General features: G+C 41.1%; 26 protein-coding genes. 17 read left to right on the forward strand and 9 right to left on the reverse strand.

Features of this window, described 5'->3' with window-relative positions; translation table 11 throughout:
- Positions 1-81 precede the first annotated feature (81 nt).
- A complete protein-coding gene (locus ACRQ5D_RS33780) occupies positions 82-1,095 on the reverse strand; it encodes a FecR family protein (RefSeq protein ID WP_091175168.1) in 1,014 nt (337 codons plus the stop codon).
- A gap of 91 nt (positions 1,096-1,186) precedes the next feature.
- Positions 1,187-1,768 carry an RNA polymerase sigma factor gene (locus ACRQ5D_RS33785; RefSeq protein ID WP_091175165.1) on the reverse strand — a complete coding sequence of 194 codons (582 nt, stop codon included), beginning with the start codon at positions 1,766-1,768 and terminating at the stop codon, positions 1,187-1,189.
- Positions 1,769-2,249: 481 nt separating this feature from the next.
- On the opposite strand from ACRQ5D_RS33785, the gene ACRQ5D_RS33790 reads away from it, so the two are divergent.
- The 7 genes from ACRQ5D_RS33790 (at position 2,250) to ACRQ5D_RS33820 (ending at position 10,002) form a co-directional block, all read left to right on the forward strand.
- Positions 2,250-3,218 carry an SDR family oxidoreductase gene (locus ACRQ5D_RS33790; RefSeq protein WP_091175163.1) on the forward strand — a complete coding sequence of 323 codons (969 nt, stop codon included), beginning with the start codon at positions 2,250-2,252 and terminating at the stop codon, positions 3,216-3,218.
- A gap of 111 nt (positions 3,219-3,329) precedes the next feature.
- Complete coding sequence (locus tag ACRQ5D_RS33795; RefSeq protein WP_431198912.1) at positions 3,330-4,016, forward strand: helix-turn-helix domain-containing protein; 687 nt, start codon at positions 3,330-3,332, stop codon at positions 4,014-4,016.
- A gap of 901 nt (positions 4,017-4,917) precedes the next feature.
- Positions 4,918-6,015, forward strand: a complete 1,098-nt coding sequence (locus ACRQ5D_RS33800; protein ID WP_432327982.1) for a PHP domain-containing protein — start codon at positions 4,918-4,920, stop codon at positions 6,013-6,015.
- 265 nt (positions 6,016-6,280) lie between these two features.
- The gene (locus ACRQ5D_RS33805; RefSeq protein ID WP_432327983.1) at positions 6,281-6,667 is read left to right on the forward strand and encodes a hypothetical protein; all 387 of its coding nucleotides are present in this window, start codon (positions 6,281-6,283) and stop codon (positions 6,665-6,667) included.
- A 154-nt stretch (positions 6,668-6,821) separates the two neighbouring features.
- The gene (locus ACRQ5D_RS33810) at positions 6,822-7,583 is read left to right on the forward strand and encodes an AAA family ATPase (protein ID WP_432329951.1); all 762 of its coding nucleotides are present in this window, start codon (positions 6,822-6,824) and stop codon (positions 7,581-7,583) included.
- Between the two features lie 372 nt (positions 7,584-7,955).
- Positions 7,956-9,662, forward strand: a complete 1,707-nt coding sequence (locus ACRQ5D_RS33815; protein ID WP_432329953.1) for an ATP-dependent nuclease — start codon at positions 7,956-7,958, stop codon at positions 9,660-9,662.
- Positions 9,663-9,819: 157 nt separating this feature from the next.
- Positions 9,820-10,002, forward strand: coding sequence for a group III truncated hemoglobin (locus ACRQ5D_RS33820; protein ID WP_432329955.1), 183 nt, complete (start codon positions 9,820-9,822; stop codon positions 10,000-10,002).
- A 247-nt stretch (positions 10,003-10,249) separates the two neighbouring features.
- Here ACRQ5D_RS33820 and ACRQ5D_RS33825 read toward each other — a convergent pair whose 3' ends face one another.
- The 3 genes from ACRQ5D_RS33825 to ACRQ5D_RS33835 form a co-directional block, all read right to left on the reverse strand.
- A complete protein-coding gene (locus ACRQ5D_RS33825) occupies positions 10,250-12,160 on the reverse strand; it encodes an SIR2 family NAD-dependent protein deacylase (RefSeq protein ID WP_432327985.1) in 1,911 nt (636 codons plus the stop codon).
- A gap of 106 nt (positions 12,161-12,266) precedes the next feature.
- Positions 12,267-12,620 carry a hypothetical protein gene (locus ACRQ5D_RS33830; RefSeq protein WP_432327987.1) on the reverse strand — a complete coding sequence of 118 codons (354 nt, stop codon included), beginning with the start codon at positions 12,618-12,620 and terminating at the stop codon, positions 12,267-12,269.
- A gap of 175 nt (positions 12,621-12,795) precedes the next feature.
- Positions 12,796-13,758: an AlbA family DNA-binding domain-containing protein gene (locus ACRQ5D_RS33835; protein ID WP_432327988.1), complete on the reverse strand. Its 963-nt coding sequence runs from the start codon at positions 13,756-13,758 to the stop codon at positions 12,796-12,798.
- Between the two features lie 145 nt (positions 13,759-13,903).
- Here ACRQ5D_RS33835 and ACRQ5D_RS33840 point away from each other — a divergent pair, with 145 nt between their 5' ends.
- The 7 genes from ACRQ5D_RS33840 to ACRQ5D_RS33870 all read left to right on the forward strand — a co-directional run bounded on the left by ACRQ5D_RS33840 (position 13,904) and on the right by ACRQ5D_RS33870 (position 19,691).
- Positions 13,904-15,556 carry a tetratricopeptide repeat protein gene (locus ACRQ5D_RS33840; RefSeq protein ID WP_432327990.1) on the forward strand — a complete coding sequence of 551 codons (1,653 nt, stop codon included), beginning with the start codon at positions 13,904-13,906 and terminating at the stop codon, positions 15,554-15,556.
- 11 nt (positions 15,557-15,567) lie between these two features.
- The gene (locus tag ACRQ5D_RS33845) at positions 15,568-16,365 is read left to right on the forward strand and encodes a hypothetical protein (protein ID WP_432327992.1); all 798 of its coding nucleotides are present in this window, start codon (positions 15,568-15,570) and stop codon (positions 16,363-16,365) included.
- A 67-nt stretch (positions 16,366-16,432) separates the two neighbouring features.
- The gene (locus tag ACRQ5D_RS33850) at positions 16,433-17,335 is read left to right on the forward strand and encodes a hypothetical protein (RefSeq protein ID WP_432327993.1); all 903 of its coding nucleotides are present in this window, start codon (positions 16,433-16,435) and stop codon (positions 17,333-17,335) included.
- 159 nt (positions 17,336-17,494) lie between these two features.
- Positions 17,495-17,752: a DUF6904 family protein gene (locus ACRQ5D_RS33855; protein WP_432327994.1), complete on the forward strand. Its 258-nt coding sequence runs from the start codon at positions 17,495-17,497 to the stop codon at positions 17,750-17,752.
- A gap of 32 nt (positions 17,753-17,784) precedes the next feature.
- A complete protein-coding gene (locus ACRQ5D_RS33860; RefSeq protein WP_432327996.1) occupies positions 17,785-18,162 on the forward strand; it encodes a DUF6904 family protein in 378 nt (125 codons plus the stop codon).
- A gap of 12 nt (positions 18,163-18,174) precedes the next feature.
- Positions 18,175-19,320, forward strand: coding sequence for a hypothetical protein (locus tag ACRQ5D_RS33865; protein WP_432327999.1), 1,146 nt, complete (start codon positions 18,175-18,177; stop codon positions 19,318-19,320).
- Positions 19,314-19,691, forward strand: coding sequence for a hypothetical protein (locus ACRQ5D_RS33870; RefSeq protein WP_432328001.1), 378 nt, complete (start codon positions 19,314-19,316; stop codon positions 19,689-19,691). The genes ACRQ5D_RS33865 and ACRQ5D_RS33870 overlap by 7 nt, the downstream gene beginning before the upstream one ends.
- Positions 19,692-19,757: 66 nt before the next feature.
- Here the strand turns inward: ACRQ5D_RS33870 and ACRQ5D_RS33875 are convergent, their stop codons facing one another.
- The 4 genes from ACRQ5D_RS33875 to ACRQ5D_RS33890 form a co-directional block, all read right to left on the reverse strand.
- A complete protein-coding gene (locus tag ACRQ5D_RS33875) occupies positions 19,758-20,207 on the reverse strand; it encodes a hypothetical protein (RefSeq protein ID WP_432328002.1) in 450 nt (149 codons plus the stop codon).
- A gap of 149 nt (positions 20,208-20,356) precedes the next feature.
- On the reverse strand, positions 20,357-21,160 hold the full coding sequence (locus ACRQ5D_RS33880) for a DNA-formamidopyrimidine glycosylase family protein (protein ID WP_432328004.1): 804 nt from the start codon (positions 21,158-21,160) through the stop codon (positions 20,357-20,359).
- Positions 21,147-21,374: a hypothetical protein gene (locus tag ACRQ5D_RS33885; RefSeq protein WP_432328005.1), complete on the reverse strand. Its 228-nt coding sequence runs from the start codon at positions 21,372-21,374 to the stop codon at positions 21,147-21,149. The genes ACRQ5D_RS33880 and ACRQ5D_RS33885 overlap by 14 nt, the downstream gene beginning before the upstream one ends.
- Before the next feature lie 6 nt (positions 21,375-21,380).
- Positions 21,381-22,274 (reverse strand): DUF72 domain-containing protein, encoded by an 894-nt coding sequence (locus ACRQ5D_RS33890; protein WP_432328007.1) that lies wholly within the window; start codon positions 22,272-22,274, stop codon positions 21,381-21,383.
- 176 nt (positions 22,275-22,450) lie between these two features.
- Between ACRQ5D_RS33890 and ACRQ5D_RS33895 the strand changes: the two genes are divergently transcribed.
- The 3 genes from ACRQ5D_RS33895 to ACRQ5D_RS33905 all read left to right on the forward strand — a co-directional run bounded on the left by ACRQ5D_RS33895 (position 22,451) and on the right by ACRQ5D_RS33905 (position 24,694).
- Complete coding sequence (locus tag ACRQ5D_RS33895) at positions 22,451-22,921, forward strand: hypothetical protein (protein ID WP_432328009.1); 471 nt, start codon at positions 22,451-22,453, stop codon at positions 22,919-22,921.
- 574 nt (positions 22,922-23,495) lie between these two features.
- Positions 23,496-23,813: a hypothetical protein gene (locus tag ACRQ5D_RS33900; protein WP_432328010.1), complete on the forward strand. Its 318-nt coding sequence runs from the start codon at positions 23,496-23,498 to the stop codon at positions 23,811-23,813.
- On the forward strand, positions 23,762-24,694 hold the full coding sequence (locus tag ACRQ5D_RS33905; protein ID WP_432328012.1) for an SOS response-associated peptidase: 933 nt from the start codon (positions 23,762-23,764) through the stop codon (positions 24,692-24,694). Before ACRQ5D_RS33900 ends, ACRQ5D_RS33905 begins: the two co-directional genes overlap by 52 nt.

The raw sequence follows: 24,694 nt of genomic DNA on the forward strand, positions 1-24,694 counted from the left end.
ATGCCGGAGAACTATCCGGACTTCTTTTAAACAGGATCTGTTTGTGATTTTTGAGGTACTTTTTCTTCATATACTTTAAGTTTAATTGGTTTGAGATTTAGTTGAATTGGCTTGAGATTTAGTGGTGATGGTTATGGTAGTCTTCGCTTTATCGTACGAATAAGTGGCGTCATTGAACTCACAAATGCTCTTTAATGCCTGATCCAGGTTGGCAGATTTATTGAAAGTAGAGGTGAAGTGTTTTGAGCGAACCAACTGATCTGTAAATAATATCTTAACCTTAAACCTGTCTTCCAATACCTTGGCTGCTTCCCCAAAAGTTACATCTTCAAAATACAAATCATCCTTCGCCGTCCAGATTGTATAATTTTTTGCATTTATGTTAGTTTGCATTGAAATAGATTTTTGCCGGTCAAAGGTGATCTGCTGATTGGGAACAATAATGCCCAGGAGCTTGTTATTATTGCTGACTTTTACCTTGCCTCTGGTAACGGTGACTGTTATGGTTTTATCACCGGGCACTGCTTTTACATCAAATGCAGTACCCAACACGATTGTTTTTATTTTACCGGTGTGTACAACAAACGGTTTTAAGTTGTTGTGTTTTATATCGAAAAAGGCTTCACCCGTAAGATATACTTCGCGTTTCGTAAGGCCATCAAATGATGAAGCATAACTAAGTTTGCTACCATAGCTGAGTATTACCCTGCTTCCGTCAGGCAGTACCAGAAACAGGTTAGGTTTTGGCCGATGGGCCGAATATGACTGGGGCGGTTTAACAACCGATTTATTGTGTAAAAACAAATACCCTATGCCACAAACCCCAATGATTGCCGCTGCGGAAGCTATTTTTCTGCCCCAAGTCTTGAGGCGTATTATTTTTTTATCAACACCGGTATGTTTATCGATGTTTTCCCAAATTGAGGCATTTATTTCTTCCCTGATTTCCTTCTTCTGCTCATCACTCAATAGAGAAACAATATCTGGCTCAGCAGAAAACAACTCATAATATTTAACTAAAAATTGTTGTTCTTCATCTGTTGCTTCATTATTGAGATATTTATGCAACAGTTCAAGAAAATATTGCTTGTCCATTTAAAATAGGTTGTACTACTGATTATAGATATGACCTATAAACAAACAAAAGTCCCACTCTGCTAAAAAATTTTTTTCAGACTTAATTATTTTATTGCCCAAATAAAATGATCAATAAAGAAAGGAAGGGTAATAATGACACTTTCAATTTTTCAATAGCTTTTCCGAGCTGATTTTGAACTGTTTTTCTTGTGAGACCTAATTGTGCCGCGATTTCTTTCGTTGGTAAATCGTTCTGATAATGAAGCCGGAAAATAATTTGCCTTTTAGGAGGAAGTGTATTTAAAAGTGCCTCATAAGATATTAAAAACTCTTTCCAAAGCAAATTGTCGTCAGCTTGTTGGCAAGATGCAGGCAGGTCATCAATGACATCAAAAAATGGATGAATGATTTTCTGCTTTTCAGCCAGTTTAAACACCTTATTACGTATAGCTACTGTTAAATAAGCCGGTAGATTATGAATACGGAGACTTTCTTTTTTGAGCCAAATATGGGTAAATACTTCCTGGACTATATCTTTTGCCTGATCCGAATCCTTTAAACGTTTATAGGCTTCAGAATAGGCGTTTCCCCAATGCTTTTCATACAATAAATTAAATGCATGTTGACTGCCCTGTTCTATTTGCTGTAACAATAAAACGTCGTCAGTATGATTTAACTCAATTGATTTCATTATAAATTTGATGTTTATAATAGTTACAGTCCGTCTTCATTGAAAACAACTAATTTGTTTACCAGTCAATAAAAATTCACCGTGTAGAGGGAACTATAATTAGGTTTTAATTGTATTACTAATCTAAATCAATTAAATCAATAATCAAATAAAAACTTAAATTAATTGTTAAATAAACATTCATTTTAAGTTCGATAGATATACCGAAAAAACAAATATTAATATTTACTTGCCAGCGATATGAGAATTTTTCATAAGGAATTCAGTGCAATTTTAAGTGTTACTTTAACATCAATAAAAAGACAGATTGGAATTAAAATGCTTTATCCGCTTGGTAAATAACACAGTTATGTGCTAAACCTTATAGTCAGCGGCTTAAAGCAAAATCAAATCTCCTGGACTTTTAAACAAAACAAAATTGAACTTCTAAACAAAACAGGCAAGCCGCATTAGCGCCATCTTTGTCAAAAGAAAATTCAACATGGAAAATAACATCAAACAGCCAACCGTATTAGTAACAGGCGGCACAGGCTTCATTGGCATCTATTGTATCCTTCAACTCTTACAACAAGGCTACACTGTTAAAACAACCCTTCGCTCCTTAAAAAGAAAAGACGAAGTAATTAACCTGCTCAAAGGAGCCGGAATGAAATCCATTGAAAACCTCGCCTTTGTGGAAGCAGACCTGACTAATGACCTGAACTGGAATTGGGCAGCTGATGGCTGCACCTATGTGCTGCACGTAGCTTCCCCATTTCCTGCCGAAGAACCCGAAGATGCCAACGACCTTATTATACCCGCACGGGATGGCGCATTAAGGGTATTGAAAGCCGCCCGCCATGCCGGTGTGAAACGCGTGGTATTAACCTCATCCTTTGCTGCCATCGGCTACAGCAAAGATCCCAAAGGCTACACCTTTACCGAAGAAGACTGGACAGACCCCGAACTGACAGACCGCGCCTACATCAAATCTAAAACGATTGCCGAAAAAGCTGCCTGGGACTGGATTAACAGCGAGGGCGACGGCATGGAACTCACCGTAATAAACCCGGTAGGCGTATTCGGCCCTGCCCTGGGAAAAGACTTTTCCACCTCTATCGGCTTTGTGAAAGGCGTATTGGATGGCCAGATCAAAGAAACGCTGCCCTTCACTTTTGGCGTGGTGGATGTGCGTGATGTAGCCGATATTCACCTCAAAGCAATGACACATCCGGCCGCAGCGGGTGAGCGCTTCCTGGCAACAGCCACCGGGGTCATGAGCCTTTACGACGTGGCTGAGCTTATCCGGAAAGAAAGACCCGAATACGCCGGAAACATCGCCGACTTGAAACCGCTGGATGAATCCTTCTATATCGCCATTTCCAACGAAAAGTCACAGCGGGTATTGAATTGGCATCCTCGCAGTAAGGAAGAAGTGATATTGGCAAGTGTGGATAGTCTTTTGAATTAAGTATTTTTGAGCATGATCACCAGTAGTCTGCAATCCTGTCATTTAGGGCCCGGAATATCTCCCGAACAGGTAATATCCGATCATTTCTTTCTGTACCTCCTAAAAGGCTCTATGCTTGCATACAGTGGCGACAAGCATTACCACTTTCATCCCGGCGATAGCTGCATCGCCCGTAAGAACCATTTGCTACGCTACACCAAGCAGCAACAGGACGGTGACTTTAAAAAGATCGTCATCGTGCTGGATGAAGCTTTTCTAAAACGGTTTTTAGCCCGGCACAGGGTAGATACCGGCATCGCCACGTCAGACGATTCCATCCTGCCGGTCAAGGACGATCAGCTGCTTACCAGCTTCATCCATTCCCTCGAACCCTATTATAGGGGCGAGGCCGAGATCGAGGAAGCTTTTGCAGATCTCAAGCGGGAAGAACTGCTATTGATCCTGCTCAAAAGCGACCCAGGCCTTGCTGCCGCATTGTTCAACTTCGGTGCGCCGCAAAAGATAGACATCGAAGCCTTCATGACCCGGAACTTCAGGTTTAATGTCCCTTTAGAGCGCTTCGCGTTTCTGACGGGCAGAAGCTTATCCGCTTTCAAGCGTGACTTCCAGCAAATCTATAACGACACGCCCGGACGCTGGCTGACAAAAAAGCGATTGGAAGAAGCTTACTTTCTCATCCACCAGCAAAGCCAAAAGCCCAAAGACATTTATCTTGAGCTGGGCTTCGAGAATCTGTCCCATTTCTCCTTTGCCTTTAAAAAGCAATTCGGGCTTGCGCCGACTGCTGTGCTTTACTGAAAAAAGCATCAGACTTTCGTATAGTCTATAGCTCGCTTACCGGGGAAGCAGCACACATGAACTCACTTAGCAATGACTTTTACAACTGGCTATAAAGTCGATACGATACTCGTTGATAGGTGGAGATTCTGTTGAACTTGCCCACTGTGTTCCGGGACAAGCTGTTACGACGAGCGTCTATTCAAGATATGGCCGGCCCTCAAAAGTGCCCTCATGTACAAAAAAAGCCGTTTCTATGTATACGAAACGGCTTTTCTTATAAGTGATCCCATTTGGATTCGAACCAAAGACCTACAGATTAGAAATCTGTAAGTTATCTTGAGAAAGTCATCATATCATCTTTACTGCGAGCAATTTACGAAAAAAATCATTACACAAAAATATCCTGTACCACATTTGTACCAATTATTGCTTACATACTTTCCGATTTCATGAAATCTCGTTATGTCCTCTAATGAAATGGAGCATACCACTGGAAATGCAAAAGAAGAATCGTTAATGACCACCAAATTAATCCAATCCGTATCCTCATAAAATTCCAATGCGAGCTAGGCGAATAGCGATAGCATAAAACCGCCTTATTACTTGGCCAAAAATTTAGTTACGCATCGTTAATTTTAAGTATGTGAAAATATTCATCAGTTCTAATAAATGTCAAAGCCATTTTAGAAATTCAGCAATGTGCAAAATTAGCCACACGGTAGTATTGGAATACACAGGGAATTTTCTTTAAACGCAAAACAGAATTCTGTTAACAGCCTTCGCTTATAAATATTATTCCGATGGTTAAATTATTCTTTTTTAGTGTTTTATTTTCATTATTAGATTTATATTCAAAGAATAATATTTGGAGCAAAACTAAAAATCTTCTGCTAATATAGCCTCACTTAAACCTTTTAAAATGAATTTGACCTTCACCGATATCAAAGCAGGCGCCGAATTTGTAAGAGCTGATTTGCATATACATTCCTTTGGTGATCATGAATCCTATGACGTCACCGATATTACAATGACTCCTGAAGCTATTGTTGATACTGCGATTTCCGAAGGCCTTTCTATAATTGCAATTACGGATCATAATGAGCATCGCAATGTCGAACGCGCGATAACACATGCCTCAGGCAAAAATATCTTGGTTATTCCCGGAATTGAGATCAGCACAATTCAAGGCCATCTGTTAGTTTATTTCGAGACATATCAACAACTTAAGGACTTTTGCGGAAAACTTACCATTTCCGCAAAAAAGGATACTTGTACACACGGCATCGTTGATTGCCTGAACTTGGCGAAACAGTTTCGAGGCATCGGTGTTCTGGCGCATATAGAATTAACTTCCGGGTTTGAAGAAACAATCGGACGTTTTGGGCCGGCGATGGAAGAAGTAATATGCCACGATTGTCTAATGGGTTTAGAAGTTTCTCTAAAGTCAAATGTAAATCGATACACTGACCGCGATGATTCGTCTGATAGGAAAAACATGATCAATTTAAGAAGAAGCAAACTGTCGCTCAACAGCGATTATGAGTTTCCTGTGTTGATGTCGTCCGATTCCCACACGCTCGCTAAATTAGGAGTTAATGCATCAGGAGAAAAGAAGCTAACGAGAGTGAAAACTGATGCACTAACTTTTCACGGATTTAAAGTTGCCCTCCAAAACAGCATATCAACCATAAGATTGGAAAACATGATACCCGACCGCCTGCCGCGATTTATAGGGATGGAAATTGCGGGCGGTCTCTTAGATAAACAGCGGGTACACTTTAGCAACAACCTGACTTGTATTATTGGCGGCCGCGGGGCCGGTAAATCCACATTTCTGGAGTCGTTAAGGGAAACTTCCGGTAATAGCTCAATATCAAGGGTGGTAGATAGTGAAGTATGGCCCGAGAAAATCAATTTGCTTTATGAAGATGAAACTGGCCGCCAAATAATACTCACACGGGAAAAAATGCAGGCGTATTCAACATTAGTGATCCGACAAATGGAATTACCAATATAAAAATTGAAAGTTATGGTCAAGGAGAGACCGCTGATACTATCCAGCATAGCGATCAAAACCCAAACGTCCTACTAAACTTTTTAGACTCCTTTATTGAATTGGCGCCATTCAAGGAAACTGAGGAAGAGTATCGTTTAAAATTAATTGAAAACCAAAGTGAACTGCGAAAATTGAGGCTTGACGTAGTTAACATTCCTGAAACCGAGAAGCAAAAAAGAATCTTGAAGATAAACTGGAACAACTAAAAAACGATAAAGTTGGCGATTTGGTAAAATACCAAACAGCATTAATTGCTGAACGTCAGATACGTGCCAATGTAATTAATGGTCTGAAAGCTTTAATTGCAAAGTATCAGGACATCTTTAAAGATAATTCGCTATTTAAGGATTTTGCAAGTCTCAACGATGCGAATATTATTGTCGGAAAGGACAATTTTGCAGCTGTCAAACGAATTGTCGATGAATTTGCAGGCATAGTAAGTTTGAAATCCGATGAACTGCACGCAAGTCTGGAGGCCAAAGTCGCTGAGTTAAAAGTGCAGCTCCAGCAGTGGGGGGCGAAGGAGACTGAAATACAAGCAAAAATTGATGTAAAAAAGCGGATTTGGAAAGCAAAGGCATCCCGTTTGATCTTGGAAAAATTAATCAAATAGCTAATGACGTTACCTATTATCAGGACAGATTAAGAAAACTGCTGGAAAAAAAGATGAACTTACAAATCTTCTCAAAGGGCGAATTGAATTAATAAAACAACGTAAAGAATACCGCGACAAAATATTTGTAAATCGGAACCTCTTTGCTACAAGAATTAACGAAAATCTAAAAAATTCAGTTGACGGCTTTTTTGTCAACGTAAAATACGACCAAGGTAAATATTCTAATGATTTCGAAGAGGCCCTTAAAAATTTGATGGGTTGGCGTACCAGCGCGGTTACCAAGGCAAGACAATTGGCTCGCGCAATATCGCCGATCGATTTTTCTGCTGGCGTCAAGAAACAAAATTTAGATATTTTAAAAACTATTACCCAGGATGGTAGCCGCGTATTTTCAGATGTAGAAATTACTTCGATAATTGAAAAAGCGAAGGCAAATTACGGGTACGAAGATTTTGAAAATCTCCTTTTTGACGACCTTCCTATACTGACTGTGACCAAGATAGTTGACGACGGAGCCGGCGCTAAAAAGACTCTGATGCGTAATATCTCTCAGTTGTCACTCGGTCAGCAACAATCAATTTTACTGGCTATTTTGATTCATTCAAAAAGTAAATGTCCATTAATCATCGATCAGCCAGAGGATAATTTAGATAGCGAATTCATTTACAAGACAATAGTGTCAAATCTCAAAAAGATCAAGGAAACCAGGCAGGTTATTATTGTTACTCATAATGCAAATATTGCCGTCTTGGGTGACGCAGAACTTATTGTGCCATTAAAAAGTACTAGTTTAAAGTCAATGGTAATAAACAGCGGTTCTATCGACAGACCGGAAACGAGAGATCTTTGCTGCGAAATTTTGGAAGGTGGAGAAATGGCTTTCAAAAAGCGCAGGGACATTTATGGATTTTAAAATTTGATTTTAAAAGAATATGGAAAAAGATTTTTAATGATGCTCCGGATGGGTATGAAAGCTCTGATCGACGAAATAACATTTTTGGGTATTGTTTAAATCTTAGGCGGCGTCATTTTATTGACTACAATTCTTTTAGACTACGTCCCGAAAAATCTTAGAGCTGAATATTCGGTATTATCAAATGAAAGAAACAACAACTGCAATCAAAAAGCCTTGTATAAAGCGTTACCGGAATTTACATCTACCGGAATAGCGATACCATTGTTATTTGTTTTGATATTTCGTTTATAATTTCTTTTGTTTAGCAAAACAAATACTATTTAAATAATTGTTGACTTTATCTATTTCACCGAAAACCTGCACACATTGATGCTTACAAATATTGGAGTTAGAAACTACAGAAGTTTTGATTTAGAGGGCGTATTTCTGCCCAAGCTTTCTAAGATTAACATTTTAGTTGGAAAGAACAATAGTGGAAAATCAAACCTGATACGTTTTTTAAGACACCTCGCGGCAAACGCAAATGACATTCATAAACTGAGCACCCCAAGTTATGTTGACAGCTATGTAGTTGGCGATGCAATGGCCGTATCATTCAGTTTTAGCCACGCAGATTTGAATTTCCCACAAGTTCTTAATAATACCCTTATACCAAGAATTAACCTGAAAGACGTCCTACCTGATCCATTCGAGGTTTGGCTCCCTTTCGCGAAAGAAAGATATCGCGCCGATATGCTTCCGGAAGAGCTCCGGCAACTGGATGTAAAGCGATTGATGGCATTCACAGATGGAAGCGGAACATTTGTTAAAGAAAAGATTCTGAATGATATTGCAGAACGGATCGACAATGAATTTTCGGCGCGCATTAAAATACTGAAAGATCTCATTTACATTCCTGATTTGCGAATTATAAATCCATCGGATTCCCATAATTACGGAAACTCTAAAATCAATGGGAAAAATATAATCAAGGAACTACACCAAATGCAGCATCCAAATCCGGGCGATGATTATCAACGAGAAAACTTCGATAAATTGGAACGTTTGGTAAAATCGTTGCTTAACAGCAATGATTTAGTACTGGAAATCTCCCATGATAAGCAATCTATCCTAATTAAAATGCACGGAAAAAGGCTTCCCCTTGATAGTTACGGATCAGGAGTTTACCAAATTATTTTACTCTGCGGAGCTTTGCTGGCGAATGAAGATAAAATCGTTTGTATTGAAGAGCCTGAAACCCACTTGCATCCCGAATTGCAGCGGAAGTTTTTCGATTTTATTTTGAAAGAGACAGACAATACCTATTTTATCACAAGTCATTCTAACACTTTTCTAAATTACTCGGAGAATGTCTCCATTTATCACATTGAGCACGATCAGAATAAAAGCAGTATTACGAAAATAGAAAATAGTAAGTCTGCATATAAATTACTTGATGATATGGGTTACAAGGCCAGCGATCTGATCCAGGCAAATGGTATTATTTGGGTTGAAGGGCCAAGTGACCGCAATTATTTACTTAAATGGATAAGTCTTTTGGACGAAGGATTGAAAGAAGGACTTCATTTTTCAATCATGTTCTATGGCGGCAGAAATCTCGCTAATGTTACATTTGCCAGTTTTCTAACTGAAGATCTTGAGGGGACGACAAATAATATCATCCCACTATTGAAGATAAACAGGAATGCGATCGTTGTGATTGACAGTGATAGATTAAATGGTAAAGATGAAATAAATGCAACGAAAGAACGAATTCAGGAAGAGATCGGTGCCGATAAATGTTGGATTACAAGTGAGAAGGAAATTGAAAATTATATCAGTGCCGAAGCCGTAAGGAAGTGGTTGACGAAATTAAAAGTTTACAATGGAAAGAAAATTGACATTTCGCTTCCATTATTTGGCGACATCGTAAAGTCAGGAGATACCAGTGCGCGAATTAATTACAATGCCAGGAAAAACATGTATTCCAATCAAATTTCTGAAGAATTTTCGGTGGAGGATTTAGAGACGAACGGATTAAGAACCGAAATGGAAAAGATCATAAAATCCATCAAAAGCTGGAACCAGGCTAATTAGAACGAGAAATCGTGTTAGCCCCATACCTATCAGCTTCGCTCATAGAAATTTGAATTGACGCGTATCTGACACATTCATTGTGGTACTAAACGCATTAGGTGTAACTTGCATAATGGGAAAGGAGAAATCACTTATCAATATGCTTGATGTGAAATTAATGGTTGATTCGTTCTATACGAAAATTAGGCAAGACGATTTGCTCGGTCCAATTTTTAATGAACGGATTGGGGATAAGTGGTCAGAGCATCTCGAAAAAATGTATTCATTCTGGCAGACAACGTTACTTGGTGAGCACACCTACAGCGGTCGTCCTTTCCCCCGCACGCGACATTACCGGTAGGTCCTCCACATTTCAACTGCTGGGTAAATTTATTTACGCAAACTATTGACGAACTTTTTCTGGAGAAAAAGCTGATGAGGCGAAGTGGCGGGCAGCAAGGATCGCGCAAATGTTTGAACTGAAGGTGCAGCACTTCCAGAATAATAGCGGATCTATTTTGTAATTAGAATCGATCACGACAGTTTCAGATATGCCGATAATGAATCATTTATCCACCAAGTTCTGTTTTGAAATATGCTAATCCAGACTATTGATTTGACTGCTTTAATTTAACCATTATTGAACTCTTCATCTTCCCCGTCTTCCTGTTGAAACGGAAAAATTGCACTGAACCGTTGCCAATATTGATTTTTTTACTTTTGATATGAACTTCGGTTCTGTCCGCATTATACTCCGGTTTTTCAATATCATTTATTTGAATCCCCGGCCGGCCTAATTCGACGCCAATACCTAAAATATTCACAGTTTCATCCAAACCGGTTACAATCAACACTGAACCACTATCAGGTAAATGATCCATTTGGATTAACTTGACACCGTCAGTTCTGGTAAATTCGATTCCATCCGGAAAATCAAGTTGGATGTATCCATTAGTAATTAAACTGGCAAGCTCTGAGGCCAGGTGAAAATTTTGTTCTGTGAATCCGGTTGATGCACCTTCGAAGCGTACCTGAAAGCACTTTTCAATGATTCGCAAATCCTCAAAGAACCGAAGCAAATCCAAATTCGAGGCAGCTTCCATTTTAACATCGAGCGGCCTGATGTCCCTAACTTTACCATCCCAGTTTAATAATGTCTTTTTTCCCAAAATATAGGCTGCAACAACCCTTTGGAACTGTAAACATTTATGAAGTGAGGGTAATAATGGAGGATGCGAAAAGTTAATATCGATAACAATACCTTCGTCTTTAAAATTAAGATTAGCTTTTATCCTGAAGCCATATACACCGCCTTCAACCGAATATTTATTTTGACTCAGGGGAGTAATTTTGAATTTAACATCTTCAAGCACCAAATCTTCTTCCGGTATTTCAATACTACATTTATGAGTTTTCGACAGCTTAATGATATGAAATTCGGATATCGATTCTTTGCTTAATGGTAATGTGAACCCTTCGACAAGGTGTTCGAGAAAACTAATGTTGGCAGCTCCGATTTTCACAGATCTGCCAAACCCATTAGCCAGTTTTTCTATTTGAGTGAATGTTTTCTTATCATTCACGCCGAAATTGATCGTATTGAGCGTCGGCGCCTGTCCCTGCTTGTTCAGTGACATAATTTTAGGTTTGCCGCTGACTATGGCAACTTTTGAATCGAGGTCATGAAAACTAATATATGTGTTGAACGTGTCGTGGGAGACGATTCGATTCTCAAGGTCTGTGGCAATATGTTTTTTTAAATGCTCATTCAGGTCTGCAAGGAACTGGTCAGCGGTCATATCAAAATATTCAATGTGCCTGGATTCCAGCTTTTTTATTTGTAATGGTTTCCAATTTGGCGCAACTAAAAAACGCTCTTTCCGATGAGTGCCTACAGCGTTGTCTATTAGGTCAAACCACGACCAGATATTCTCATCTTCAAAACCGTAGGCCAGGAAAAGCTGGTTCTTTTTAGCAATGATGTCTCTTATCGCCGTCCAAAACGGATCATTTTTATCAAGATTGTAAAATCCGGAATAGTCGTTTTCTGTAATTATGATGCTATCCAGATTTTGAAGATCCCCGTGCGGCTTGAAAATAGCCGGCTTGTTCAATTTAATGTATGGAACATCCTTCGCACTACGGATAACATGCGCCCGCCGCGTATAGCTATTTTCAATCAAAGCATCATAATTAGTAGTTATGATTTCATGGAAATGCGGAATTTTACTTAGCAAATCATGCAAATGGGTTGCTTCCGGTTGCTTATCGAATACATCGAATAAGATTTGATTAAGTTCATTTCTCGAACCACCGCGAAACGTAACCAAAGCTGCGGAAGTTTGTTTTAACGAGGAGTTAGCCGGTAGCTGAGACTGCTCTTCAGTATTTAATGATTTGAATAAAATGTCCTGCAGTTTACCACCGCCAGGATAGCCTGCATACAAAGAAAAGCCAGCGCCTACCCAAAGCGCGGTGTCTTCTCTTCTTATTGCATTAAATAGACTTTGTAAGCTCATTAACTTTTTCCGTGATTTGACCAGACACAAACATAAATTAAAGAATCAAATTTCACACATCGAAGAATATTTGCCTCGAAACGCTGAACAATGGAGGAGTTACAAACTATTCGTCATCGTCATCTATATCATCTTCAATTTCTTTTAAATCCAGGTCACCCATGCCCAAAGCCTTGTCGTACCCATTATGAATGCCCAGCAACGCTGCTAACTGAGCACAGATGAACCATCGACAAAATACGGTAAGATCCCCATAACCGACAACAATACCGATAATTAGGCAAAACAAGGTGACTAACAGGTAAATCCAGTACTTCTCGATTACATGAAAAGATTTTAAACGACCGCCAGCCACAAAAAATATGGTTGTCAACTTGGCAAGTTCATGAATTATGCCCAACACAAGAAAGTACCAAAACGGATAAAATATGGTTTGAATTAAATGAATGAGCGTATCCATTTTATAATTGAGCATTAAGCAATTTAAGTAAATCATTGACATGATCCTAACCAATTCGCCTGAAGTCGGGAATTGAAATCCATCAAAAATTCCAAAAAAAGTAATTAAAAAAATTGACTAAAGATATCTCTATCACCGGAGTTGGAATTCCATTATGAATTGATGTAAGGAGCACCTAAGGGTATAAGATTTCTATTTCGCTCATGTCGACACTATCGGTGTTTGGCTCCGCGTTATCTGCATAAATCGTCCAGCTCATTTCATTACCGAAATCCCGTGCGAACTCATGAACGGGGATCGACTTAAGCAACATCCGTAGGCCCGGTAAAATGGGCTCATAACGTGCCGGTCCGAATTGCTTTGGCTTGGCGATCGGGCCTGGATAATACCTGTCTGCGTCGGGAGAAACTTCGTCTCTGACCTTATTATCTGCTTTTACTTCTACGGTTTGATCATTAAACTTATCATAATTTTCAATCGAGGTGCAACGCTGGGGAATAGTCAATATTAGGTTCACGTACTTTGCATATACTTTGCCGATATTACCGGCGTAGATGTTCAACTGATAAAGATAAGGCTGCTTATCATCTCGCTTTGCTTCGAAATCAGCACTTTTTTTATAGTTGATAGTCTTACTGATATCAAAAGTTAAAACTATTTGAGGGCCCTTCTGGCGGTTCATGATGTCCCTTATTTCGTGATCATACATGGGCTCAGCCATGAAATTATGTCGCCTATAATATTTCTTGTCATCTGCCTGGTGTGCCGTTTCTCCTTTCGGGATCTCAAGAATGAACACAACCTGATCGCTGTCGCCGTTAACTGAAATGACATGGATTTTCAAACCGTGGATGCGCGGCCTGATTCTGGAATTGAGTATCTGTTCGAGCCATTCCTTTGTTAAGAGCTTTCGGTTAACCGGATCGATCTCTCCAGGTTTATTCCGTTCGGCCTTATTCTCTGTTAATCCATAAATGATAATGCCCCCATTTGAATTCGCGAAGGAGGTAACATCCTTAGTGATTTCCGTAACTTTTCTGTCCTCTTTTGAAAGCGACGGGGCAGCTTTGTATTCCAATTCATGATTCTCTTCTATCGCATAAGCGATGAGCTGGTTGAGGTAATTCAGGTCGAACATAGCAATGATTTTTACGATTTTGATCCGGTTGAGACTATATGGTTTTCTATAAAAATAAATTTTTTTCACTGCGCAGATACACTGCGCAGTTAGGTTATTATTTCGTATTATTAATTTAGGAAAATAAACTCATAAGGCAAATTTTATGGAAGAGATACAAAACGACGCTGCGAAAGATTATCAGACCGAATTTAAGCAGGCGTTGGAATATTATAAAGGACAGAATTTCGATCAGGGCGAGGCCATTTGCAGGAAGCTAATCGATGAGTTTCCGGATAAAGTCCGGTGCCATTATCTCTTGGGCCATATCTTGATGGAAGTTCAACGCTTCCAGGAATCTGTAGAACAATTCCTTGAAACTGTAAAAAAGGATGTGGATGAGAAAATCTGCGGAGATGCTTATTACTGGATTGGTGTTATTTACGGCACCTCCGGCTGGCCGGAAATTGGTAATGCAGCTTATATTTATGATTCGGAAAAATCGAAAGAATATTTCCGGCTGGCAGTTGACTGCCGCAGTTATCCCGCGGAAGCCCTGCTGCAATTTAAATACGAAGCGAAAGGCCAGGAAAGAATAGATTTGATGGAAAAGGGTATCAAAGCATTTCCCGAAAGGCCAGAATTCTATTTACTGCTTTCGGAGCATTACGGCCAGCATGAATTATTTCAACTACAGCTTTCTGCCCTCGAACGGGCAGAACAAAACGGTATACAATCGCTTTCCTTATCTTACAGACTTGGATGTTATTATTTTAAGCTTCAAGAATTTGAACAGGCATTGCTGTATTTTGAAAAGGCTTTATCCGACCTTTCCGGAAGAGGAAATTATTTTCCTATCAAATATTATTTAGGCCGGATCGCTGAAGCCTTCGGAGATTACGACGGCGCAGAAGCCTATTACCTACAAATTTGTGCGGAGCAAAGCGCCGACCAGGATATCCTGTTCGGTGTATTTGGTCTGATAACAACTTATATGTTGAGCGATCAAAAGGATAAACTTTACGACTTTATCCAAAACCTGAACTTAACCAAAGAATTATTCCAAGTTGATGGCCGGATAGTCGGCGGACCAGTTTTTTTGATCGAGCATGTTGTCGATGATATCGGAGCAGACAACCTTGATGAAGTGCAGGAAGCTTTAAGCAAACTTAAGCCGAATCGTAGTTCGGCTATTCTGAATGGAAAAATATGGCTGTTACAATCTTGCATTGCAGGGCTCAATTCCGATTATAATGAGCAATACAAAGCAATGAGAAATGCCCTAAAATCTCTTCCTCTCTACCATTATCCGTTTGTAGCGGATTTATATGCTGATTCGGTGCTGAACCTGCTGTCTTACGAGTTTAAAACGAAAACCGACAAAGATCGGTTTTATCAGTTTCTGAAAGCTGATTTTGACGAAAAGCCGGCGTTGGCAGAATCGTTGGCACCCTATGTTCATGACATATTTGATCCGTTTTTCAGTCCAAGCGGCTATGAAAAACTCATCAGTCTTTCCCAGTATTTCAACAAAAAGCAACTTGCCGAACACGACGGCTTGTTCAGAGTCGCCCACAGTTATGCGGAACTTAATAACAATCTCAAATCCGAAGAGTACTACAGCTATTACCTGGAGCAATGCGGCGATAACACTTCGGTGCTAAATAACCTGGGCAATATTCTCGACGACAAAGGTGACTATGCCGGTGCAATTGCATTATATGAAAGGGGACTGGCCATTGATCCAAAGCACACCAATCTCAACCAAAACATCCTGATTTCGAGAAAAAACTGGCAGCAGCCGAACAAAAGGCAGTAAAAGAAAAAGCGTTGCAGCGGGAGTTTATGGGCGCGGTCAGCCTGCTGAAAACGGAGAACGACTTTGTGCTTGACAAACTTGCGCTCTTTATTGATCGAGCTAAAAAAGAAGCAAATTTTAATGACTGGAAATTGCCGGTTCCGAAACAAAATTTCCAGAGATTGCTTAGTCTGACCAAGGATATGGCAAACTCTTTGCTGGATCAATGGCTCAGGAAACAGTATCTGACTGATACGGGGGAGCGGGACGAGTACAGAGTTGTGATTTATAGTATCAACCCCTATCTGGAAGAGGCCCTCAAGAATCTGCAAAAGCTAAAAATCCCTCAGCCATGGCTCGGAGGCTTCATGCAGATCACGGCTGATGGTCTGGAAAACAAAGGCTACTTTGACCTTATCAACCGTACGGAATTACTTGGGGATAAGTTCCGGCTGATCTTCCAGCGCGACATCAACGAATTGTTTTTCAATTACCTGATGGGTCATCAAAAAACGACGATAGTCCTCGCCGGTTCGCTTGTTGAATTGGCATTGATATTTTACTGTGACAAGGCAGGCGTCGCGACAATCGCTGTAACAGAAGGAAGCAAAACCAAAAATAAGCCACTCTATTCCTGTGTACTTATCGAGTTAATCACGTATGTTGAACAAATTAAAGCATTTGGAAAGGATTTTGGTCACTTGACTAACCTTTCAAGGATCTACCGCAATTACGTACACCCGGGAAAAGAGTTAGGCGACGCAATTGATCGGACGAAGGCAGACCTGTGTTTTATGAGCACGGTGGAAATATTGAAAAGGACCATCTGATTTATGGCTGCTATGTTTTATAAAAAACGGAATCCCGGCGGCGACAGTGCCGGAGGGAATATTTTGGATGTGCTGGAACGGACATTCTTTTGTTTTGTCCGGAAATGACCTGACCAACGATATTGAAACACTCGCTTTTCATCTGCGGGAAATGGCGGCCGAAAAGATCTTCGGTAGCTTAAAAGAATATCATGACCAAATTCCATTCACACCGTCCTGGATTACTTATGGCGGTATAGATTCCGACATTAAAATTTCTAGGGATGAATTCGATAAACTGATCAGAGAAACAGATGAGGCCGAAAATCAGCTTTTGTATTATCATGACCTGGTTTCACTGATCGGCTCCATGCAAAATGCAGTACAGCAGGCAAAACACCTGATGGGTGAATTCTACCGTGAACTGAACAGAAATAGTTTTATGCTCAGCCCTGAACCATTTGAACCGGACATGACGATGATAGCTTCCGGCCTGATGGTTACCAGTATCTTCAGTTTTACCAATCACCTTTTTATTACGCTTTACAGCCAGCTTGACTTCATTAGTAAAATTTGTTTCGAATTGGAAAACCTGCAAACCGACTTCAGCAGCTATCCGAAATTAAAGTCCTCCAAAATCCTCTATGGCGATTCAAAAAGGCTGAAACTTCATGGAGAAAAGGGTACTTTATTCGAAGACACTGACAACTTGCGGCTGATCCAAACTTTGCGTAACGAAATTGTTCACAACGGTTCTTTCGAGAATATCCCTAAAGTGTTCCTCGAATTCAGAGAGAACCATATTATCGAAAAATTCATCTTCCTGCCTGATTTTGAAAACGGCATTATCAAGACGGTTAAGAACAGAAAACGTTTTTTTGACGACGAAGTCAAGCTGAACGAACTCTTACCGGAATTGATATTCGATTTCTGGGAGCGTTTAGTAAAAACCCTGACTCTGATGGTTAGTGACTGGCTCCCCCACGATTAACAGAATAAGATGATGAGGGATCGCTGAGTGCATTATCCCATATAATTCCTTACTGCTTTACAGGACTAATTATTCCAATACCGTTGCTGCAAGCTTGCCTAAAAGAAACACAACCAAAGCAAGAACTTTAAAACATTTAACCTTTAAAATTATCATTATATGCTACAGGCTTACCCAACAAAAAACGGCACAGGTGTTTCTATTTTCGGCGATTACGGAGACCTTAAAAGTCTCTATGAAGTAGTCCACGGGATCGCAGTCTCCATTAACGCCGATATCCCCACGCAAAAGGGTCAAAACCAGTTGCTGATGAACTTTGCGTACGAAATCCGCAAGGCCTACCAGGGGCAACAGCTTACCGAAGAAATGCGGTTCCCGGGGAAGAACATCTTCTGCATTATTACGGTTTCCAGTTAGTCTGGACAGATATTTTGATTTTCATAGCTACGATGCGACATCATGCCGGGTATATCCAAACCGGTCGTCTTTATCAGGCATGTATATACCTGCTTGAATATGTGGTTGAGCGGGCGTTACATCAATATGATCCGGCAGGTGCAACGGAGATTGCCCCATACATTACGAATGGTATCGCCGTAGGTACTCCATACGCATTCATTATTTATCAGGCCATTCACATCGAGTTCATTTCAGCCAAACCCGGCAAAACACGCTTCCGGCGAATACCCAAAATGATCGGCAGCTATTTTAATACTTGGTCCGATCATTATAAAGAGTTGATCGCGTCATTTGAACGCACTGCAGCAAGCAGCAACTGTGCTGTAACCGACCTTGAGTTTAATGATTTCCCAGATATCAAATGGTAATCCTATTCGAATATGAAAAATAAAAATTTAGATCCTATGGCCGTCCTTGAATGGGAAAACTTCGAATGGCCGCTTACTGTTTCCGGCCTGAAATGCCTTGACGGTATTTATGAGTTACCGCCGGATTGCCAGCTGACCATTACCCGTAATGATAGTTATAAACTAACGGGACGGCTCAGCGGTCAAATTTTCGACAGGGCTTCCATAGCATATAAGGGTGGTGGCGAAAACGAGCCCGTCCCAGGCGAATTCATGGAAACTGAAAGGGTCCAGGCAAGGAAAACGTCGAGGGAAGAAGTGTTACTCACCGGAGTAGTTCTGGGTGCACATCAGATCCGCGGATTGATCGCAAAACCCGGGACATCTTATTCATTTGAGGCGGCTGTAAGGCTAACGGGTATTGAATTTACAGGTCCCGATTATGCCGAAGACAGGACGGAGAAACTGCTCGAGTTCTATTTATGCGGACAGACTCATTTACACTGGCCACGCGGCACGGAACGAAAAGAGGTAACCAAAATTGCTAAAGTAAGGTCAGGTGTAGATGAAGAGATAAACGAGCCGGTTCAAACCTGCCGTCAGCTCGGCGGGATCAGTAATGACTACCTGCTGATTAACACCCTTACTCACTACATATTCGTACAGGAGGTTGACAAGTCCTATCTGCCGGAATGGAGCAAGGGCATACAGATTGAGTATAGACGCAAAGATGCGCCGATACCAGTTGAAGAAGAACGCAAAGCCATTTCAGAACTCGTAGGTTTTCTGATAGGAAGTCAACTATTAAAAATAGGGGAGTCACACCTGGATGATTCGGACATCGTCATCAAGAAAAATGCCTATAGTCCCTGGGGGGACAATGTTATTTCGAGGTGCAGTTCTCAGTCGCGGCCTCCGGTCAGTATCGGTTACTATGAGGATTGGGGCAAAATAGAAATTTTAATAAATCAGTTACTGCCAGCTTACCTTGAGAAACGTGAGGCCTATCATCTGACGGATGTACTTTGGAAAAGCTGGATTGCAAGGGAATTGCCAATTGGCACGAACCTTCCCGTGTTATCAAGTGGCCTCGAGACCCTCGCAGAGTCCTACGTTAAATCCAATGGCCTGAACCGTGAATATAATAAGGAGGAAAAAAGCATTACCGGAATTTGGTAACGGAAGAGTTGAGTGCTATAAAAATGAAGTTGAAGGTGTTTGATTATGGCAAACGGGTGATTGATAAGATGGAGAACCCTTTCAACATCGGAGTGGGAGAAAAACTCGTACTATTTTTCCAGCACCTCGGATTCGCTTTTGGAAACAAAGATCTGGAGCGGCAAGCTTTGCAGGCCCGTAATGCAATGACGCATGGTGCCCTGGGGAGTAGCGATGACGAGGTTCGCCGCTATATCATTTTGACGCATGCCTATGAATCACTTTTCAACCGCGTTTTGCTTAAAAGCCTCGGTTATGACGGCGAATATATAGATTACAGTGCTCTTGGACATCCGTCCTTAGCGATTGACAAAAACTTGATTGGGCGTTAAAGTTAACGAATTAGCTATGATGATCTTATGGATGTTCCATTTCTATGTCCTGCAAATATACGGGGGTTATTGGTCATAGCGCATCAGGTCATCATCGCCATGTTTACGAAGAAAGGCCTTCATTTCCTCCGAAACCGGGGCCTCGACGATAAAGCTACTAAACTTCTCGCGGAAGGCCTTCCAGCGCCGGGCAAGGTAGCCATTGCGACGTTCGCGGGGGCAAATCCAAATCCATTGCAGCCCCCACCGGATCTCACCAGGGTTGCAGGTGCGGTTTCGAAAGGCACAGGCACCAACAATTGCGCCATCTCCATGGGTAAAGAGATAACCGTGAACATCGGGATCCTCAACATCATCCTTTGATTTCCATTGTGTAAACTCATAATGCAATTCGCGTTTAAACGCCAAAGCACGGTTATACATTTCGGTATGCTTCCATTGCGGTGAATCGCAGGTAGCGAGCTCGGCAGAGATCCCTTTCTCCGCCAGTTCTGCTATCATTCTAGGTTTCGGCATTGGATCCAGCCAGTCCATTCTACACCGTTGTTTCCCTGCGCTGAAACATCGCAGGTTCCGGGTCTCCATTCTGCATCATAAATTTAAAAAACCTTCCAAAAAAGCTGCCTATAGAAAATATGCAGGCAACCTAATGTGGAAAATATAACTTATTCGAACAGTTGCTGGTCTTCGGTATAATAGGTTTTTCGCTTATCTATTTCTACTTTGAGGATCGGCTCACCGCGAAGCGTAATGGATTGTTTGGGACGGTGTACTTGCAGAAAATCCCTTTCCTTTTCTGTGATCGTATCCGGAAAATGCTGACGGATATGATTTTCCGCATCCATTAATACAGCGCTGATCGCCTCGACCAGGATTTCAACGTTGGCTTCAGGAATCTTGTTTGCTATAGATAGCGGTGATATTTTAGCGGCATAAAGAATTTCATCCACATAGGCATTTCCGATACCCTGAACGACCTTCCCGGCAGTTAATACGGTCTTAATCGGCTTATTAAGTTTTTTCAATGCGTTCAACAGGTAGCCTGCCTGCATATTCATGGCATCTGGTACGGAAGACGGTGCCGGATCTAGTGTTAAAATAACAGCTTTTTGCCAATCGGTAATCGCGAGGCCCGTGCCATCAGCAAATAACAATTCTGCAATAGTAAACCGGTTTTCGTTCTTGCCTTCATACCAGTACATGGTACCATGGAGCATCAAGTGAACGCCCAACACATGTCCGTTTTGAAACAAGAAATGTAATTCTTTGCCAATCCTGGTAATCGACATTAAAGCTTGGCCTTCCAGTGCCGCTTGTATTGTATTCTCCGGGACTTTGAGTTGCCTTGTGATAAGAATATTAACTGCGGCTAATGATTTGCCGACTAATCTCTTAGCAAGGTTACCGCTGAATATATTAAGGTCTGGAATTTCTGGCATCTTTTTAATTTTTAGGTTATCTGTATTCACTTTCTATCCGGCAACCGATTTCATCAATTATGGAATCCGGAAGTATGACACCGGACTCCTGGATCCATGTCCATTCTCCGGTATGGGCTATCGAGGTCATAAACCGATTATCAAACAGTATATCATAGGATTGCGCCTGCATAATAATCTTACAAATTACGATATCGCCTGCATATTCCATTTCAAAACTAAATACCGGATTTTGGTCTTCCATGATGGATTAATTAAGTGTTTCTCCGGGGATCTGAATATTTAAATCAAGTTTCTGATTAAGTTTAGCTATAAAATAGTTATACAATGATAACGATGGGGTGTCCCCGGCATGGATAAAAAAGTATAGCGATTGCAGGCCATGCTCTTTCCACTCCTTGAGTCGTTTTACCCACTCTCCCAACCTCAGCAAGTCCGTTTGCTCATTCCCGGAATCGACAAAGCGGATAAAGGCGTGTGGTATAGTCAATTCCATATGAAGACAATCTCTTCGGCCGGAAGTATCTGAGATTACTGCACCGATGTTTAATTCTCTGAGGCAATTAAACAGCGCGTCGCGTTCCGCTTTATCGGCAAACCAATTCTTGTGCCGTGCTTCTACAAATACCGGGACCTCTGTCGGTAAAGTCATCAAGTAAGCCTTTAGGTCGTGTAAACCTTTGGGTGAAAAGTTATCCGGCAATTGCAGGAATAATGGCCCGAGGTGCGTACCAAGAACTGATATGCTGGTATAAAATTCATTGGTCTGGGTTTCCACATTTCGCAACCTTCTTATATGAGAGATGGCTTGCGGAAATTTCGGGCAGAATTTAAAACTTGGAACATCTTGCACCAATTGTTTCCAGGCAAAAATCCGTTCCGGAGAATGGATCTGATAAAATGTCGCATTGAACTCAACTGAGTTAAAATGGCTGGCATATTTGCCTAAGAAGTTCACTTCCTTGGTTCCCGTCGGAAATAATTTACCAATCCAGCTTTTATATCCCCACTTTGGAGCACCTATATATGCTTGAAACCCATTTGCTGGCTGGCTGCCTCGCAGGATAGATTTAGTCATGGGAGCATCAACCGGCAAATGATAATCAAAATTTGATATATCTGTTTCGTTTCTTCCAAAATGCATAAGCAGCTCAAATGGCGTTTTGAATGTTATCGCAGACAAATATGGATATTCTGAACCGGATCGGCATCATTGTTTAAGATGTATTATCATAATCTCCTGTCGATGCCGGCTTGAACGGCAAATGGCTGTAGTGAAACATTTTGGATGCTCAAACCTTTACATTTTAAAACGCTGTTATGATCGAAATTTCATCGCTTACTTTATCCAAGGATGACGGCACCCGGATTAACGTCACGCTGGAACCCATCTTTATTAGCCTGCCCGAAGCCCGTTTCTTTTCAGGTGTTTACCGTATACTGGAAACTGATATGACCGGAGAGGAACTTGGAGAAGTCGCCTTCAACCTGGATGACAACCAGATTTGGGAGTTTACAGGCGACATGTTCAGCATAGAAGAACAGGAACAGATCGTTAACTTCATCAGAGAAAATGAACCGTTTGGTTCCATTACGTTCACGGAAACAATAAATGGGGTAACGAGCCATTTCCGGATCACAGACAACGAAGGACATTTTGGGATTGAAAAGGATGGGATATTTATTGCGGTTATCGAACATCTCGAAGATTGGCAGCAGACCGAGGGTAAACCTTTAGGCGATGAGCTGTTCGCTAAAATCATATCAAAGGTTGAAGCAAGTCACGATTAATTATGGATCCGATTATGATTAATTGCCAGTTAGGGTCGCAACAATGCGATATAGAAGCGAGCGAAATAGAATGTTCCGGACATAACGGTCCCTGTTTTAAACAGGAGCGGGATAGCACCGTTTTAGGAAAAATCTGTAAAACAGTCGAAGGAATTTATATTGTCATTGGTCAATCTGATCTGACCAGGGATGACATCCACGCAATAGGAGAACAGATTGATGCCGAATTGAGCAGCTTTTAATTAAATAGTCGCGAATATTTTTCGAATTATCAGCCCCAGATATATTTACCAGACATGCAGCTTACACAAAAAAATTTGCGGACAGGGAAAATTCTGTTGATCAGCCTGTGAAACCAACCTAATTTTACTTCATAAACAAGTGATGTGCCACAGCTTGGGCAACGGGGTTTTGCTGTAATGTTTGTTTCAGGGGCAGGTTTCATTTCCATTATAAACAGTTCAAAAAGATAGAATAGCTAACTTTAATTACGACATCAACATTAATTTCGCTACAATACTTTGAATATACAATAATACTAATTAATTTAGCATTGTTGTTTTTTTTCGCGTTAATGAGTAATTTTAACATGGCGGCAATACAGGAATTTGAAATCACCTATTTAGGTTCAGCAGCGAACGTGGCAGAGCATAGCTTCAAAAACGGCAGGGTATTTCATATTGACTTTGCAGAACGAGGCATTAAGCCGTTGATCATAACCGTTGCTTACGACGCTGATGATAAAAAGTTCTGGACATCAGTGCCGGAAGGTCGCCAGGAAATGGCAGAACAGGTCGGCAAGCTTGTTGCTGCTTATATCAGAAATAAGAAAAAAGAAATATGTGTTACTACAACGGCCAAAAAGTCACCCGTTCCGAGTTTATTCGACTGAAGAACCTGGAAAAAGAGGTAAGAAGATATAATTTTCTTACTACAGGTGTTCACAACGGTTTCAACTACGCGCCCTGTGCCATTCTTGTCGCTACTGAAGACGGCAAGGATTTTGAGATCGTGCAGGCTGAATGGGGCTATGTACCGGGATTTGTTAAAACAAGAGCAGAGGCTAATTTATTCCGGGCAAAATTTACCACCTTAAACTTCAAGTCAGAGAATCTGTTCATAAATGAATCCGGAAAACGGTCCATGTGGGCCGACGCAGCGAAAAACCGGCGCTGCCTGGTGCTTTCTACCGGCATTGTCGAAAGCCGTCACGTTCCAAAGATCGGTAAGAAAGGCCAGCAATTAAAAGAAACCATCAAGTATCCATATCATATTGGGCTGAAAGGCCAGGAATATTTTTATATGCCCGGACTTTATAATGAATGGTTAGATCCTGAAACAAGTCAGTTTGTAAATACCGTGGCCATAGGAATTACCCAGGCAAACGCGCTTATGCGACAAATTCACAATTCCAAATTACGAATGCCCACCATTCTAACGGAAGACCTGGCTTATGAATGGTTATTAGGAAATCCGGAGAAAGATCGCTTGGGTACCATCGCCAGAACCCAGATTCCCTCCCGCTTGATGGAATTTTGTACGATCGATCCGAACTACCGTACGGCGAATGAAGCGACGCCAAGAGAATTTCCCGAGCTCGCACCTCTGAATACTACTTACCTGGATGTCGCTGAAGAACTGGAGTTCAATGCCTGGCCGGATGATCTTGAACCTGTCACAGGTATACCACAGCCTGAAACTATTGTTGTTGAAAGTATAGTCAGGACTTACTATCCGCCTCGCATGGCGGAACAGGGTGACCTTTTCAGTTGA

Origin of the sequence: Mucilaginibacter sp. P25 (assembly GCF_050859465.1) — a bacterium.
GTDB classification, from domain to species: Bacteria; Bacteroidota; Bacteroidia; order Sphingobacteriales; family Sphingobacteriaceae; genus Mucilaginibacter; species Mucilaginibacter gossypii.